This is a genomic window from Limnofasciculus baicalensis BBK-W-15, assembly GCF_024178385.1.
Classification (GTDB): domain Bacteria; phylum Cyanobacteriota; class Cyanobacteriia; order Cyanobacteriales; family Coleofasciculaceae; genus Limnofasciculus; species Limnofasciculus baicalensis.
The window spans coordinates 1-16172 of the sequence record NZ_JAMZMM010000095.1; the positions used below are offsets into that span (position 1 = coordinate 1).

Annotated in this window: 13 protein-coding genes and 1 CRISPR repeat array; of the genes, 5 read left to right on the forward strand and 8 right to left on the reverse strand. The window is 40.5% G+C overall.

Features of this window, described 5'->3' with window-relative positions; translation table 11 throughout:
- Window positions 1-95: 95 nt before the first annotated feature.
- Window positions 96-2087 carry a cupin-like domain-containing protein gene (locus tag NJ959_RS11660; RefSeq protein WP_254011924.1) on the reverse strand — a complete coding sequence of 664 codons (1992 nt, stop codon included), beginning with the start codon at window positions 2085-2087 and terminating at the stop codon, window positions 96-98.
- 233 nt (window positions 2088-2320) lie between these two features.
- Here NJ959_RS11660 and NJ959_RS11665 point away from each other — a divergent pair, with 233 nt between their 5' ends.
- The gene (locus NJ959_RS11665) at window positions 2321-2995 is read left to right on the forward strand and encodes an SDR family oxidoreductase (protein ID WP_254011936.1); all 675 of its coding nucleotides are present in this window, start codon (window positions 2321-2323) and stop codon (window positions 2993-2995) included.
- Window positions 2996-3115: 120 nt separating this feature from the next.
- On the opposite strand, the gene NJ959_RS11670 is transcribed toward NJ959_RS11665, so the two are convergent.
- Window positions 3116-3640 carry a Uma2 family endonuclease gene (locus tag NJ959_RS11670; protein ID WP_373693647.1) on the reverse strand — a complete coding sequence of 175 codons (525 nt, stop codon included), beginning with the start codon at window positions 3638-3640 and terminating at the stop codon, window positions 3116-3118.
- Window positions 3641-3824: 184 nt separating this feature from the next.
- Entirely contained in the window at window positions 3825-4310 is a 486-nt protein-coding gene (locus tag NJ959_RS11675) for a hypothetical protein (RefSeq protein ID WP_254011926.1), read from the reverse strand.
- 112 nt (window positions 4311-4422) lie between these two features.
- On the opposite strand from NJ959_RS11675, the gene petN reads away from it, so the two are divergent.
- The 3 genes from petN (at window position 4423) to NJ959_RS11685 (ending at window position 7439) form a co-directional block, all read left to right on the forward strand.
- A complete protein-coding gene (petN, locus tag NJ959_RS11680) occupies window positions 4423-4512 on the forward strand; it encodes a cytochrome b6-f complex subunit PetN (protein WP_190414712.1) in 90 nt (29 codons plus the stop codon).
- 6 nt (window positions 4513-4518) lie between these two features.
- Window positions 4519-4653 (forward strand): hypothetical protein, encoded by a 135-nt coding sequence (locus tag NJ959_RS30145; protein ID WP_256529093.1) that lies wholly within the window; start codon window positions 4519-4521, stop codon window positions 4651-4653.
- A gap of 428 nt (window positions 4654-5081) precedes the next feature.
- Complete coding sequence (locus NJ959_RS11685; protein ID WP_254011927.1) at window positions 5082-7439, forward strand: DUF4384 domain-containing protein; 2358 nt, start codon at window positions 5082-5084, stop codon at window positions 7437-7439.
- 69 nt (window positions 7440-7508) lie between these two features.
- On the opposite strand, the gene NJ959_RS11690 is transcribed toward NJ959_RS11685, so the two are convergent.
- The 4 genes from NJ959_RS11690 to acs all read right to left on the reverse strand — a co-directional run bounded on the left by NJ959_RS11690 (window position 7509) and on the right by acs (window position 13806).
- Entirely contained in the window at window positions 7509-8498 is a 990-nt protein-coding gene (locus tag NJ959_RS11690) for a DNA cytosine methyltransferase (RefSeq protein WP_254011928.1), read from the reverse strand.
- A gap of 24 nt (window positions 8499-8522) precedes the next feature.
- Window positions 8523-9134, reverse strand: coding sequence for a hypothetical protein (locus NJ959_RS11695; protein WP_254011929.1), 612 nt, complete (start codon window positions 9132-9134; stop codon window positions 8523-8525).
- Window positions 9135-9161: 27 nt separating this feature from the next.
- On the reverse strand, window positions 9162-9590 hold the full coding sequence (locus NJ959_RS11700; protein WP_254011930.1) for a DUF29 family protein: 429 nt from the start codon (window positions 9588-9590) through the stop codon (window positions 9162-9164).
- Between the two features lie 309 nt (window positions 9591-9899).
- A CRISPR array of direct repeats spans window positions 9900-11258; the repeat unit is 37 nt; unit sequence GTTTCAATCCCTAAAAGGGATTTAAGTTGATTTCAAC.
- Between the two features lie 577 nt (window positions 11259-11835).
- Window positions 11836-13806, reverse strand: a complete 1971-nt coding sequence (gene acs / locus NJ959_RS11705) for an acetate--CoA ligase (protein WP_254011931.1) — start codon at window positions 13804-13806, stop codon at window positions 11836-11838.
- 428 nt (window positions 13807-14234) lie between these two features.
- Here acs and NJ959_RS11710 point away from each other — a divergent pair, with 428 nt between their 5' ends.
- Window positions 14235-15233, forward strand: coding sequence for a GGDEF domain-containing protein (locus NJ959_RS11710; protein WP_254011932.1), 999 nt, complete (start codon window positions 14235-14237; stop codon window positions 15231-15233).
- 7 nt (window positions 15234-15240) lie between these two features.
- Here NJ959_RS11710 and NJ959_RS11715 read toward each other — a convergent pair whose 3' ends face one another.
- Entirely contained in the window at window positions 15241-15945 is a 705-nt protein-coding gene (locus NJ959_RS11715; RefSeq protein WP_254011933.1) for an ATP-dependent Zn protease, read from the reverse strand.
- Window positions 15946-16172 lie beyond the last annotated feature (227 nt).

The following is a 16172-nucleotide window of genomic DNA, read 5'->3' on the forward strand; positions in this document are numbered from 1 at the left end:
CCTTGTGGCAAACGTAATGAGCCTGGGAACCTGTGAAAACAGGATATTAAGGTTGAAAAACCTTAAGAATCCCCGTCTCTTTAGAGCAGGGAGTGTCAATTTCTTATTTCAGCTAATGTGGCGATAATATTCATGTCAGCAAATCCATGTTGATGTAGAATATCAATGAGCTGATGGGTAAGAACACCTTTGGAGAGGTTATCGGCTAGCCAGACTTGCCAAGCTTCTGGAAGTAGTGCTGTATTTCGCTGATTTGAGCTTTCTAATTTGATGTCAAAAATTGCTTCTAGTAAGACACTATCAATTTGTTGATTATCAATTAGATATTTGACAATTGCATGATTTGAATCTTTGTAGGGGTGAAGAGTGCAGTTGGATAAAGCATTCATTCGATTAGCGTGAAAATCATCCAAATTTACCTCGCCGAGAGTGTCTCCGTCTGATTTTTGCCCATAGAAAATTTGGATGTCAGGAGAGTACTCAGATTTTTGGCAAAGCTCGAGCAAATCGAAGTAACATACATCGGGAAGATTAGCTTCTAAACTTTCCATTACCGATAACCAGCGCCTATCCCCAATTTCTCGCGCCTTATTAGAGTCTAAAAATGATAAAGTACCAAACGCAATAATTTTATCGGCACCAATAAGTTGACCAAACATAATTGCAGCATAAGCACCCATTGATTGTCCAATCGTAATAACTTGGCTGGGCGATATTTGTTTAATTAGTTCCTTTAAGCTCTCAGCAACTTCATCAACATTAGAACCTAATCCAGGAATACCTTGATGATACCATAAGTTAGAGACATCCCGTACTAAAATCCGATTGATGAGCTTATTGGCAAGATTAGCAAGCTTTTTCGTTCTACCATAAAAGTCAAATTTTGCAGGAGTATCCCAAGAAACAAATCCAAAGGAAATAATCAATACCTCATCCTTGTATATTTCGTCAACTAGATAAGCAGCATCAGTTGTCTCTACAATCTCATTAGTGAGAGGCTTACTCGTAATTTTAGCCTCTTCATTAACGGTTTTTATGGAGATATTTTTCTCCTGGCTAGATGTGGATTTTTGGTTGGGAGATGATTTAATATTGGGATTTTGATACTTATAATCGTTGGGGAAAATGAAGTTAATGAAAGAAAGAGCAATAGTGACATCTAATCCCTTCACTTGATGCCACCAACCCACTGGCACAAAAATAACTTCCCCAGGCTCTAAAACCGTTTCAATGACTCGAACATCCTTAAAAAGAGGATATTTCTCATCATCGGGATTTTCTAAGTCAATCTCGCTGAATACACCAATATTATTGTAGACAAGAGGTGTATAGGCAGGAGAAATCAATCGCCACCGTTTGCGTCCATAAATATGAGCCATGAAGATATTCATGGTATCATGATGGAGAGGAGTAATTGTACCTGCTGGACCAAACCAGAAAAAGACTCTTTGTTTACTTTTTAAGGGATCGATAAATTCGGGAAACATCTGAATGTCATTGAGCAAGCCTTTGAAGTCTTCCCGGTCTAAGTTACCATTATTCGCTACCATATAGTAGTCATTAGTATCGCCACCGTTGACCACCATATCAACATATTCCCTTAGCTCGATAGTCTTTTTATGTGTTTCAGTATTGATTTCATAATTCGGATCTGAGTTACGGTTAGTTTGGACTTGAACTAAACAATTGCCATAGTTTTCTTTGATAAATTCTGGACACCAAGAAGACATGGCTTGCCAATCTCCCATCATGTCGGTGATGATAAGGGGAGTATTGGTAGAGTAATATTTTTCTAAAAATTCTTCTCTGTCAATGCGACTGCGGCGTTCTATTGTGCCAAGTTTGGGCGAAAGTTCAGCAAGTTTTCGGTTGACTTCTAGGATTGATTCTAGCTTTTTTAACTGTTGGTAGTAATTACTTTCCGATTGAAATGATGAATCTGAGTCAATTTTATTAATAGCTTGAATAGCAATCTGTCTATCAATGCCATTTTTGACCATTACCTCAATCAAAGTAGGATCGGGGACTTTGATTAATTTATTTTCTATAATCCATTTTTGCCAACCTTCAGAAAGTGCTGTTTCCATTTTTGCTGTCGTTACCTTCGTTGATTTAGTCTTTTGGTCATCTATTCAAGATAATCAATGAGTCAGATGACTGTCAACTAAAAACACCCTACTTCATAGAATCTTTAAAAGTTTGTTGGATAAATCTTTTGCATAGACTCGATTGTCTCTGCAAAGACAACAATCAGCTCGCAGCCTAATCGTGACTGAAAGATGATATGCTAAAACTAGTGCCAGATTTTAAGGAATTAACGATGACAGGTGAATCTTATATTTTTATAGCGGGTGCAAGTCGGGGAGTTGGTAGAGAAATTGCTAAATGTCTGATACAGCAAAACCAGAAGGTGACAGCCTTACTGCGTGGGGAAGCATCTCGCCCAGAATTAGAGGCAATGGGTGTTAAAGTGGTAATGGGAGATGCTCTCGATTCGGCGGCGGTTGAACAAGCAATCTTGACAAATGAACCAATTCAAGCTGTAATTAGCACAATTGGCGGTTTGCCTAAAGATGGTCAGCGTGCAGATTATTTAGGAAATAAGCATCTAATTGATGCCGCAGTTAAGGCTAAGGTTGACAAGTTTATCCTAATTTCTTCTATTGGTAGCGGCGAAAGTGCTGTTGCACTACCTCCACAAGCAATGGAAACCTTAAGATCTGTATTGATCGAAAAAGAGCAAGCTGAAAAATATTTAATGGCAAGTGGACTCAATTATATCATAATTCGACCCGGTGGCTTAAAGTCAGAACCTGCAACTGGTAATGGTTTTATTACAGAAAATTATAAAGTAGCGGGGACTATTCATCGCGCTGATGTGGCTGATTTGACATGTAAGTGTTTGTTTTCTGATCCTGCTAATAATAAAATATTCTCAGCTATTGATCGGATGCAAATGTATGGTGATGCGGAGGTTGAGGAATTTAGTTTGTAGTAGTTTTGAGGCGATTAGATATAGATCGCCTTGAACATAGAGATGCTGGACTATAACTAATAAGGAGGTTTATTAAATCAACTAAATTTTTAATATTTCATCACACTCATTTCCTGCCGCTTAAAAAGCCAATTTTTGAAACAAGTCAGCCACAGGAAGACTAAAACTAGGGACAATATCTTCGCCATCTAAAGAATCGGTAGACTTAAGCAAGCGATCTGGTTCCTGTGATGAGCGATACACCAACACATAATGTTCTTTTGGATTAACCACCCAAACTAAACGCGATCCATTCTCAAAATATTCCACAAGTTTATTATAGATTTCTTCAACCGTATTACTAGGAGAAAGTATTTCTACAGCAAGATCCGGCGCACCTTCTAGGAAGCCATCAGGAAGCTCTTCTAAGCCTTGCAAACGTTCTTTAGCAACAAAGGAAACGTCAGGAGATCTTTTATTCCCCGATTTCATCTTGAAGGCAGTGCTGGAGTCAAACATTGCACCTAGCTTTTGCTGTAGGACATATCCACCAAGACAAATCATCAAGATACTACAAACATAACCATGTTTTGCACCAGAATTACCCATATCAATTAGTTCTCCATTTACAATTTCGTAGCGGTGTCCATCTTCGTTGAGTGCCATGAATTCGGCATCAGTCCAGATTTTTTTCTCTGGCGGGTTTTCAATCGGGTTTTCAGTCAGGTTTTCAGTCAGGTTTTCGGTTGGGTTTTCGATGAGAGTATACATGGGTTTCTCCGAGACTGATATTTCTATGGTAATCGAGGTATGGCAGCAGAAAGGATCGATTATCCTATTCCATCTTATTTTAATTTGAGGTAAATGGTTTTAGCCAGTTGTGGGAAATTGCCCAATCGAGGGTGAAACGAGCGATCGCAAAATATATAATACTTTCAATAACCAATATCCCTAATAACCAGAAGCCATCGGTAAAATTCTGCTCTCTCTCAATTAGTGCTAATCCTCGCACTAATCCAAAGGCTAATACTGCACCAGATTTCAGGTGGGGGTTATCATCGTCTCGAATAATGTAGCGGTAGGTGACACCGAAGAGGAAACCGCAGAGAAATGCGATCGCTACCTTGACGAATAGATTAATGTTAATCCCGATCTGAAAGTCTCTCAATAAGTCAACTTGTGCTGCGAGGAGGAAATCGTTACCTAGCGCGATCGCGCCATTGGCACTGGCAAAGGCGATCGCGATGTAAACTAAGGTGACAGACAAGGCTGACAGAATGCCTGCTTTGAGGGATTCAATCCGCTCAGTCATACTGGTGCGATTCGAGAAGTTCATAACTCAGAAGGCAGTTGCAGCAATTAATTGCTGCCATGATAATATTAAAAAGTCTTAAGAATCCCTGTGTCTTTAGACTGGGGAGTGTCAATTGTAACGGTTAACTAGCGAAATGGATATTCTGACATTGGGTTGGGTTTCGGTATTAGTTTTGTTCACCTGGTCAATTTCCATGGTGATTTGGGGGCGTAACGGGTTTTAGGGCACTGTGGAAACTTCTTTTGTTACGGTTTTGTTTTTCGCCGCCATCGCCTTATTAGTCTTGGTGACTGGTGGTGTCGCCTATTTGACAGCAGCCGAGTGGCGGGATCGCCGTCGCCGAGAGCGGGATAAAAAAATTTAAAAGCCTGGGCTATGTCTTCCTTTAGTTAGGGGGTGTCTGGGATTTTGACTTTCTCTATTTATCTCTCATAATCTCTGTAGGGGTGCGGTTTCTTCCGTACCCTGATAACTTGCACCATTGTCAACTGGCGGTTGAAACCGCGTCTACACAGACGAAAACCGCCTTCGCGGGTTAGTCAATAACCGCCTTTTAGTCTGCGAAGGCAGACTTTGTTTATCTAGCCGCGAATTCCATTCGCCCAGGCTTGTTGAAAGGCTTGCCAGTTATCAGTGCCCCTAAAATCTTTTATAAGAAGTATTTCACACTTCATCCTTCATCCTTCATTGCATATCCTCTCCCTACTCAGAGTTAAGTAATCTATAAGGAAGTCAATAGAGATTCCCGATAATTCCTAAACCCTATAGATTGATATTGAGGATATGTAAATTATGAGCCGCATTAAACGCAGACAGTTTATTCAGTTTGCCGGAGGGGTTTTGGCAACGGTTGGGTTGAATCAGATTAACCCTTGGCAGGAAAAAAATATTATTGCCAGTGCTAGTGAAAATACTCCTCGCAAACTAGCATTACTAGTGGGAATTAATCGGTATTCAGAGAGCGATAGCGAAGCGCTGCTGCAAGCAGATCGCGCGATTCAGCTACAGGGAGCTGTTACAGATGTGGAATTGCAAAAACAGTTACTTATTTATCGCTTTGGGTTTCAGCCAAAGGATATTGTAATTTTAACAGATGATCGAGCTACTCGTCAAGGGATTATCAACGGATTTGAAGATCATCTAATTCGCCAAGCACAACCCAATGATGTAGTAGTATTTCATTTTTCTGGACAGGGCGATCGTATTTTAGATCCTGATGGCGGTGTACCTGATAGTTTCAGTAAGAGTCTAGTACCTTTTGATAGTTCCCCAAACGCTGATGGTTCGGTTTCAGATATTACTCAATCCACACTTTGGCTGCTAATGGCAGGAATAAATACGGAAAAAGTTACTATTGTGCTAGATACTTCTTTTTCTGGACGGAATAGTCGAGGTGGATTGGGTATTATTTCTAATAATACTTCTGGCAAATATCAGGTAAGTAGAGATGAAAAGGTATATCAGGAGAAATGGTTAACGCGGTTAGGATTATCGCGAACTGAGTTTATTCGACAACAGAATATCGGGATTCCCAAAGGGATTATGATATCAGGAGGAGATCGAGTAGTAACTGACATATTATCTGGGGATGTTTACGCAGGGGCTTTTACTTATTGGATGACGCAGTATTTGTGGCAAGAGATAGGGAATGAACGGGTTGAGAGTGCAGTTATTAATATGACTCGCGGACTTAAACGATGGTCGAGTCAAGTTCCGGAATTAACAGTTAAACCTAATAGTGGAAATGAAAATCAACCGACTTATTTTATTGTACCCCAAACACCACCTGCTGAGGCTGTTATTACTAAAGTTACGGGTAGTTTGGTAGCATTATGGCTGGGTGGGATTAATCCGGAAACTTTACCTGCTTTTGAGCGGGGTGCAATTTTGACAATTGTAGATAATGAGGGGAATAAGGAAGGCTTGGTAGAGTTAGTATCTCGTCAAGGTTTGGTGGGACAAGGTAAAGTTATAGAAGGGTTATCTAATGGAGTTAAATCTGGAGTTTTATTACAAGAAAGAATACGGGGAATTCCGGATAATTTGACTTTGCGGCTTGGTATCGATCCTTCTCTGGAAAGAGATAAGGTTGCAATAATAGCAGCGTTACAAGATATTAAGGGTATTGAAATTATAGAAGAAGGGGAAATCGACTATATTCTGAGTCGCATGACAAATTCGTACCAACAGGAATTACAGGAAAGAGAAGATAATAAGCAGAGGGGGAGTAATAAACCTCAATCGCAGAAGTCGGGTTTCTCTAATAAACCCGACTTCTCAGCTACTAATATTTTTAGCTTTAATTTTTCCTCATTACCACCAATCGGTAGTATTGGGTTATTTTCACCAGAAATAGATATAGTTGCCAACTCATTCGGGTTGGAGAATGAAGCGGTAACTGATGCAATAGCACGTCTGATTCCCAAACTCAAATCTCTGCTAGCTGTACGTCTGGTAAAACTAGCACTCAATCCTAATTCCTCTCAACTTAATGCGATCGCAAATATGACGTTGGAAGGGCAGGAAGGCTCAGTAATTGGGGAGGTAGGCACGCTGCGGTGTTCTAGCAATAATTTAGCTAAACAAGCAGGAATTGGGCAAGAGAAGCCAGTTCGTTGTCCTAGTCACAATAGCATAGCAAATCTAAAGGTAGATCGCAATAATATTCCCATTATTCCCATTGGTACTCACATTCAGTTTCATATTACCAATAACGAAATTCGTGATATTTATTGCTGTATTATAGTTATTGACTCTAATACTGAGATGACGGTTTTGTTTCCCAATCAATGGACAGCAGCAGAAGATGTCACGCGAGTCAAAGTAGAGGAAACGCTACATGTTCCTAATTTGAGTAAGGATAATTTTGCTTTAGTTACTCAAGCACCTGCGGGAATAGTAGAGGTGCTAATTATTGCCAGTAGTAAACCTTTGCAAAATACGCTAAAAGTATTACGAACAATTGCTTCATCTAGAGGGCAACGGGGTGGATTTTTAACTGTTAATGCTACTAATGAGCCAACGGATATAGTTAGTAATTTACTGGAAGATCTCGATGGTGGGGATCGTGCTAATCGTTCTAATTCTAACATTTACCAGCTAGATGCTACTCAGTTGGCGGTGATGTCTATATCGTTGGAAGTTATTTGAGGGAATAGATAGGAATCCTAAATATAGCAATCTTAAATATTAAAAACATACGCGGGCAAGATGCCCGCGCTACGAATATGTTTTTATATATTTGGCTATCTCCTGGGCAAAGTTAACTGACACAGCATTGCCAATCATCTTATATGCCGCAGCTAAGTCTTGATAATAAAAGATGAATTCATCAGGAAAAGTCTGGATTCTGGCAGATTCTCGCACCGATAATCTTCTATATGGAAATGGTGAAGCGGAATCGAATATCCACTTATCTTTTCCCACCTGAATCATCCGATTCGCTTGGGGATGTATGGGAGAATGGCGGCCACTTGCTTGGATAGTAAAAGATACTTCATCCCATAAGCGAACCCGATTTCTAGACATATAGATACTGGAGAAATCACCCTCCATATATTCGTGGTTGGGGATATGGCATATTTCACCATTTGTTTTACTTCTAGCTATTGCAGGTAATTCACAACCCCATAAGTCTCCGATTGCTTGCTTTAAGGTTAATATATTAGACGCTGGTTTCAATTTATCGAAACAAAACTTTTTGTTTAAATCAACGTGAAAGCCGATGAAAATAACCCGTTTCCTTTCTTGGGGCACACCATAATATTTGGTATCGAGTAGTCTATAAGAAACTCTATAACCAGCTTCCTCAAAAGCTGCCAGGATATTGGCTACAGCTACTTGATGTTTTTTGTGGAGCATTCCTGAAACATTCTCCGCGAGAAAAAAGCGAGGTTGTTTATCTTTTAATATACGAATATATTCTAGAAAAAGTTGACCTCTGTCATCATTTATGCCTTTTTGCTTCCCCGCTTCACTCCAACTTTGACAAGGGGAACCGCCAATAATTCCGATGCAATCGGGGATATCTCCTGAAGGGATATGTCTAATATCTCTTTTGTCAAGGGTGGTTTGGGGATGATTTCTTTCGTAAGTATGCCAAATTTGTTTGTCAAATTCATTTGCCCAGATAACATCAAAACCTGCTTTGGTGAAGCCTAAATCTAGGCCGCCACAACCTGAGAATAGGGAAATTACTTTGTTGTCCATAAAAATATAATATCGCACCCCCAATTAATCCGATTTCACTCCCAAGTTTTGCCCACACTCCTCAAATATATAGTGTAATGTTCCCAGCAATATTTCCATATCTAAGACAGAATAGAGTAATGTTTCGTAAACTTCCCCTTGAGGAGTAAGCTTATAAAATTTCCACCCCTCTCCATTCGTGACAATCCCGAAAACATCAATAGTTTTATTAATCTGCTGATTATTCCACTGACAAGCCTGCATTTCCACTAAACACTGTGCTAAACCTTGGGTGAAATTATCTTTTTTTGCTTCAACAATACAGAGAATAGGGGCATCAAGGTAATCTTTATTTTCCGCAATTATGTAATCGGGAGTGCCCCTAAGTACATCGCTTTCTATCGCGGTTCCTTTCCAGATTTTGAGTTGGGTAAAATCTTCTAATGCTTCTTCACAAATGGCATCTATTAATAGTTCTTTTGCTTTTTCGGAACTTCTCAAATCGAAGCGTTTTAGTCGTGCTAAACGCTGATGGAAAAAGTCACTGAGTTTGACGGGATGAGGTGCAATTTGCCATTCTTTTAGTCGGCTGATGTTGAGTTGCTTAAATGCTTGGGATTGGTTAAAGCTAGCAAAATTTTTCTTTTTAGCTTTCATTGCTAATTGCATTAATACAGATTAAGGTTAGTCTCGGTCTAAAATCAAGTCTAGTGCGGTTTTGAGAATCTCATCACTATCCACCATCTCGCTAATTTGTTCAGCTTCATACCTTCCTTCAAATGCTTCTATCGCTGCTTGTTTTAAGGCAGATTCAAATGCGTCACTTATAGTTTCTAATAACTCTTCCTCCGTTAAATAATTACCCTTGGATTGGCGACGCTGATTGCTCCGTTGAATTTGCTTGACGGAGTTAAAAATAGAAGTATCCCAAGATTTGGTTGTCCGCTTTTCCGCCATCTTCTTGATTAGATGTAATAATAAAATAGTGGCGTAACTAAATATTTTATTGAGTTTGTCAGTTTTACTCATCTCCTCTAATTCTTCGACAACGATGAGGGCTTCGGCTATTTTTCCTTGGTGCAGTAGTTCTTTAAGTTCTAGGAGTTCTTCCATTAGTTATTAATCTCTCTTTTCTTAGTGTCGTACAGGTGATGGCGATGGGGATGTATTGGAGTTTCTATTCCTACCTTTTAGGAGATTTTAATACTGATTATAGCATGTATACATGCTATAATATTTCTATCCCTAATCTGAGGTAGTTTTGAAGTTAAGCCTCAGTCAAATAATCCCCTGGATATATTACTTAAAATAATTTCTATGAGAACTAAATTTATGGTACGGCTATCATCAATCATCCCAAATGATGTATAGAAGCAGCGAAAGCTTATTGGAAGGAACATAGCAGAAAGAAAAATCATATCGGTTTCAATCCCTAAAAGGGATTTAAGTTGATTTCAACGTGAAAAAGGAGATTGGAACAATAATTTCTCGACAAAAGTTTCAATCCCTAAAAGGGATTTAAGTTGATTTCAACTCAATAGAGAACGCCATGAATGTAGTGGGCTATCGTTTCAATCCCTAAAAGGGATTTAAGTTGATTTCAACGAGTGACAAACGACCAGATTTATCGCTGTGTGCTGTTTCAATCCCTAAAAGGGATTTAAGTTGATTTCAACTTGGCTGAACTAGCCGCTATCGCAGGCGCTGTTGGTGTAGTTTCAATCCCTAAAAGGGATTTAAGTTGATTTCAACCCGTGAATGCGATACGTGATGGTCAAGTTGCCCAGTTTCAATCCCTAAAAGGGATTTAAGTTGATTTCAACGCAGACGCTTACATTGAAGGTATTTGGGAAGGGATGAAAGTTTCAATCCCTAAAAGGGATTTAAGTTGATTTCAACAACAAACAAGGTTACCAAATGGAAGCTCTAAAGAGTTTCAATCCCTAAAAGGGATTTAAGTTGATTTCAACCTTGAATTGCTTCATCATCCGGTACGTCTTGATCGTTTCAATCCCTAAAAGGGATTTAAGTTGATTTCAACCATGGTATATGGTAGTTGAGTCAAATAATATTGTCACGTTTCAATCCCTAAAAGGGATTTAAGTTGATTTCAACATGGAATCATAGACCCCATACTTGCCGCTACTCGCTCTTGCTCTGTTTCAATCCCTAAAAGGGATTTAAGTTGATTTCAACGTCAAAGATTCATCTGGAAATATATGGTTACGTGCGTTTCAATCCCTAAAAGGGATTTAAGTTGATTTCAACTTGGAGAAGTACTTTCGAGGAGAAGTTGATCAAGTCTGTTTCAATCCCTAAAAGGGATTTAAGTTGATTTCAACCTCGGGTCGGTTGATTTCGTTTGTCGCGATAATTCTGTTTCAATCCCTAAAAGGGATTTAAGTTGATTTCAACGCTTAAACGTCAGGTCCTTCCTAGTCTTAACTATCTCGTTTCAATCCCTAAAAGGGATTTAAGTTGATTTCAACCATTATAGCACAAATTGCCTAGCTTAGGCAATACGTTTCAATCCCTAAAAGGGATTTAAGTTGATTTCAACATGAAATCATCCCGTGCCCGTGAGGGGTTAAGCGTTTCAATCCCTAAAAGGGATTTAAGTTGATTTCAACCTAGCAGCAGGATTGGCTGCAATCATTCATGGGGGGTTTCAATCCCTAAAAGGGATTTAAGTTGATTTCAACTTGAATAATGATTATTCAGATTCAATAATTCAGGGATTATATGTTTCAATCCCTAAAAGGGATTTAAGTTGATTTCAACTGCTGAAACCTGAAAGCATTACAGTATTTAGTTTTCAAGGTACATTTGCGCGGCTCCCTCAAATAATAGCATTTCAGCCACAGAAGTTGTCAAGAGGCAAAATTGAAAATAAGCTGAAATCCTTTGGCAGCAAGCTTTTCCAGGTTTGCGCGGCTCACTAAAAATAGAGAATGGCTGGAACCCATACCGAATAAGGGATACAACCCCAAATTTTAACCTGTTCAAAAAAACACCTATAGATCCGCGCAAATAACGACATAATCCCATAACGGATAAGTACCCAGAGTGACATCTTGCACTATTTGCCACAACCGCCAGTGGTTAAAACCACTGTCTCATAGCTAAAGTCGGTTGAAAACCGACTAAAAAGCTTATTTATCAATGCTTTCAGTCCATTTTAACTCAGATCTTGCAGCATTCTCAATAAGAGGCAGAGCCTCCGGTTTATTGCAACTGGTGCAAGATCTCAATTTTAATGGACTTAAGCTATTAGCCCGGAGTTTAAACTCTGGGCGGGTTTTGTCGCTAACCGATAATTCCTCAAACCAACAACCAACAACCAACAACCAACAACCAATCAAGCACCCCCACGTAACTTATCCAATACAGTACGATCCTCTAAAGTCGAAGTATCCCCCTTCACTTCCTCACCCGCAGCCAAAGATCGCAATAACCGTCGCATAATCTTACCAGAACGAGTTTTGGGCATCCCATCAGTAAAGCGAATTTCCCCAGGGCGTGCGATTGCGCCGATTTCCTTGACTACATGATCTTTCAATTCTTTTTCCAATTCCTTACTTGGAGTATAAGAACCCTCCAATGTCACAAAAGCATATACTTCTTCCCCTTTCACCTCATCAGGTTTTCCGACTACAGCGGCTTCGGCTACGGCTGGATGAGATACTAAGGCTGATTCAATTTCCATTGTACCTAAACGGTGTCCGGCAACGCTAATCACGTCATCCACGCGCCCCATTACCCAGAAATAACCGTCTTCATCTCGTCTGGCACCATCCCCAGCAAAGTATAGGTATTGCCCGTCTTTGGGCGGAATATGTTCCCAATAAGTACGACGGAAGCGATCGCTATCTCCATATACTGTACGCAACATTGATGGCCAAGGATGCTTTACGACTAAATAACCACCTGAATTATCGCCAACTGGATTCCCATCTAAGTCCACTATATCGGCAATAATACCGGGGAAAGGACGTGTGGCGGAACCTGGTTTGGTGGGAATTGCGCCGGGTAAGGGGGTAATCATAATACCGCCTGTTTCGGTTTGCCACCAAGTATCCACAATCGGACATCTTTCGCCACCAATTACTCGGTGATACCACATCCAGGCTTCTGGGTTAATGGGTTCGCCCACAGTTCCCAGTAATCTTAAGGAAGACATATTTCGGGTATTGGGAATAGCTTCGCCCATTTTAATAAAGGCGCGAATAGCGGTGGGGGCGGTATAGAAAATCGTGACACCGTATTTTTCAATTACATCCCAAAAACAACCGGGATTAGAAGCACGAGGCGCACCTTCATACATTAAAGTAGTCGCACCGTTGGATAATGGACCGTAAACAATATAACTATGTCCCGTAATCCAACCGACATCGGCGGTACACCAGTATACATCGGTATCTTGCAGGTCAAAAATCCACTTGGTCGTGATATGGGTGTAGAGATTGTAACCGCCAGTAGTATGGACTACGCCTTTCGGTTTCCCTGTACTGCCAGAGGTGTATAAGATGAAGAGCATATCTTCACTATCCATCGGTTCCGCTGGGCAATCTGCTGATACAGTATGTTGTAATTCATGCCACCAATGGTCTCGCCCGACTTCCATCTCGATATTTTGTCCGGTGCGTTTTACCACTAAAACATCTGTAACTGTAGGTGCTGAGTTATCGGCTAAAGCTTTATCTACTTGTTCTTTGAGGGGGACAATGGCATCTTTACGCCAACCACCATCAGCAGTAACCACTAACTTAACTTGACCATCAATTAAGCGATCGCGCAATGCTTCGGAACTAAATCCGCCAAACACTACCGTATGGGGTGCGCCAATTCTCGCACATGCTAACATAGCGATCGCAGCTTCCGGAATCATCGGCATGTAAATACCGACGCGATCGCCTTTTACTACACCCAACTCTTTTAATACATTAGCAAATTGACATACTTCGCGATGGAGTTGGGCATAAGTTAAAGTACGAGAATCACCTGGTTCCCCTTCCCAAATCAAAGCAGCTTTATTTTTGCGCCAGGTAGTGAGATGTCTGTCAAGACAATTGTAAGAAATATTAATCTTTCCGCCCACGAACCACTTACCAAAGGGAGGTTGCCAGTCTAGTACAGTATCCCACTTTTGGAACCAGTGTAATTCCTTTTCGGCTAACTCTGCCCAAAATGCTTCCGGGTCAGCTTTTGCTGTATCGTATAGTTTTTGGTAGTCTTCCTGGCTTTTGATATGGGCATTTTGGGAGAATTCCGGGGATGGGGGGAATAAACGTTTTTCCTGAAGGATGGATTCGATGGTTGGTTGGGACATAATGGTTTTTTGTCAACTCTTCTCACCATTTTTGACCCAAAGTTGCACAATTGACGAATCTTGACCTTTTTTTAAGCTGAGGGAGTGTGGTTGTTGGTTTTTGCGATCGGGAAGGGCTATGGCAAGCACATCGCCCTAGCCGAGTGTTGCTGCAAATGGGATTTTGTATCGTTAATAAATTTAATCTATAGCAGTCGCCCGTATTAGGACATCCCAAAACCCCAAAACCGATTCATAACAAGCATTTCAATCCGTGACTTTTGAATGGATTACTTTTGAGTTTTGCGATAAAGTCAGTCATGGTTGCTAGACTATTACCAATCCTAGGAGAGGCGGCTAAGTTGGAAAACTTACACCCCGTTTCCCTCTTCCCGATTCCTTTTTCTAAATAAGAAGGTAAACTACCCACCGCTTTACCACATTTTAAGATGGATGCTTCTGTATTAGTAGTCGCAAATCAACAGTTTCTGACGAAGTTCTTTGACCTGATTAGTAATATTGTGATGGGTACGGTAGAAGTCTCATCCGATCCTGATGCTGTTTTATCATGGGTTGAGACTAGACAATCAGCCGTCTTAATCTTACAAGCAACGCAACCAGGTAGTTTACAACTATGCCGTCAAATTAAAGAAAATAGCCAGTGGGGTTGGATATATTGTATTTTAGTTAACGATCGCTCAGAGACGGTTAGTGAAACCTTATTACCGGATCGCTGTCTGGAGTTAGAGGCGCGGGCTGCAGCCTTAGAAGGTGGAGCTGATTCCTACTTACAATTAACTCCGGAAAAGACGGGAGTTCCCATGGTAGTTATCGCGGAAAAGCGACTCCTGAAGGCGCAAATTAAAGCTGGTTTACGGGGAGTAGAATTCTATTACAAACTCCAACAAACTAATGATATTCTTTCTACTATGGCTTTAGCAGATCCCTTAACGGATCTTAATAATCGTCGGGCGATGGAATGGGAATTACCCCGACAAATTCAAAATGCGCGAACAAGATCGGAATCTTTGAGTTTGATTTTGCTGGATGTGGACTATTTTAAGTCAGTGAAAGACACTTACGGAAATCAGGTAAGCGATCGAATTCTCCAACTTGTTGCTTCTCGCCTGCAACACAATTTGCGGAGTCAAGACACTCTTTTTCGCTATGGGAGTGAAGAATTTTTGATTATTCTCAGTCAAACTGATGTAGAAGACACCAAAATTGTCGCTAAACGTCTCCAAAGACTAATTGGCGATCAACACTTTAATATTGACGGAAAGTTGGCATTGCAAATGACAATTAGTATCGGAATTGCTACCCTTAATTCAGACGACGATACCAAAGGCGAAAGTTTTCGGCGACGTGTCGATCGTAACTTGTTATTTGCGAAATCTATTGGTCGCAATCAGATTTTTGCCGGGGAAGATGATTTGGTTAATGGGTAAGAAGAGGTTAGGGGTTAGGGGTTAGGGGTGAGTTGTGGGAATATTCTTGAATTATGCGATCGCAATCTACCACAGATGCTCTTTCTTTCATCGCGGCTACTAGGGCTTCGTAAGCTGCCTTATTTTCCTCAAGCATAGTTTGAGCTTGCAAAATTCCCCATCTTTCTTTGACAGGATAATCTGTAGCAGAATAGCCAAATGATATCAGAGCATTCCTCAGTTGTACTCGATCTTCTTTTCCTCCCTCAGCATTACCGTAAACCAGAGTTTCAGCAGCAATTCCCGCCATCCACACTACACAGAATCGATCTAAAGTCAATCTTATTTCCCCAGGGTTAAGGGCATTAGGCGAGAGTTGTGCCGTATCGAAAGTAACCCCTCCTAAACCCTGTTGTCCTTGTTTCAAAGCTTCCCAGGCGGTGAGAGTGTAGCCTGTAATGGGAATACCCAGGATATAAGCGACAAGGAAATGACCAGCTTCATGATACAGGATGCGATCGCGATGTTCGCTCTTTGTTCCCGCTAACCAATCTAATAGTAGAGTACCACCTTTCCCTTGAAAATTAAAGTTATCCAAAGTAGCCAAACCTAGGATACTAAATGTTGCTGCTGCTGGGATAATGGGGGAAATATTTAAAAGTGGTCCTAATAGTACCGAAAGCGTCATCCCGAAGATGCCGATAGCAATTAAATTTAATGCTGTTTGTTCCATGATTTAAGAAGTATGAAGTGGAGAATAGGGGTTGTACCCATAAGAATAAAACCCCTATTGAGTAATCATTAATGATCTATCTTTAGTCTGTAAGTATTTTCCCTTGTGGGGGATAACCTAATCATCATCATCATCGTAATCTTCTTCATCCTCCTCTTCCTCATCATTATCATAATCTTCTTCATCCTCCTCTTCCTCATCATTATCATAATCTTCTTCATCCTCCT

Coding starts and splice junctions, on each gene's coding strand:
- NJ959_RS11670 (WP_373693647.1), bottom strand. CDS start 3,640: ATGGCACTCAACGAAGATGGACACCGCTACGAAATTGTAAATGGAGAA.
- NJ959_RS11675 (WP_254011926.1), bottom strand. CDS start 4,310: ATGAACTTCTCGAATCGCACCAGTATGACTGAGCGGATTGAATCCCTC.
- petN (WP_190414712.1), top strand. CDS start 4,423: ATGGATATTCTGACATTGGGTTGGGTTTCGGTATTAGTTTTGTTCACC.
- acs (WP_254011931.1), bottom strand. CDS start 13,806: ATGTCCCAACCAACCATCGAATCCATCCTTCAGGAAAAACGTTTATTC.
- NJ959_RS11685 (WP_254011927.1), top strand. CDS start 5,082: ATGAGCCGCATTAAACGCAGACAGTTTATTCAGTTTGCCGGAGGGGTT.
- NJ959_RS11700 (WP_254011930.1), bottom strand. CDS start 9,590: ATGGAAGAACTCCTAGAACTTAAAGAACTACTGCACCAAGGAAAAATA.
- NJ959_RS11710 (WP_254011932.1), top strand. CDS start 14,235: ATGGATGCTTCTGTATTAGTAGTCGCAAATCAACAGTTTCTGACGAAG.
- NJ959_RS11715 (WP_254011933.1), bottom strand. CDS start 15,945: ATGGAACAAACAGCATTAAATTTAATTGCTATCGGCATCTTCGGGATG.
- NJ959_RS11660 (WP_254011924.1), bottom strand. CDS start 2,087: ATGGAAACAGCACTTTCTGAAGGTTGGCAAAAATGGATTATAGAAAAT.
- NJ959_RS11665 (WP_254011936.1), top strand. CDS start 2,321: ATGACAGGTGAATCTTATATTTTTATAGCGGGTGCAAGTCGGGGAGTT.
- NJ959_RS11690 (WP_254011928.1), bottom strand. CDS start 8,498: ATGGACAACAAAGTAATTTCCCTATTCTCAGGTTGTGGCGGCCTAGAT.
- NJ959_RS11695 (WP_254011929.1), bottom strand. CDS start 9,134: ATGAAAGCTAAAAAGAAAAATTTTGCTAGCTTTAACCAATCCCAAGCA.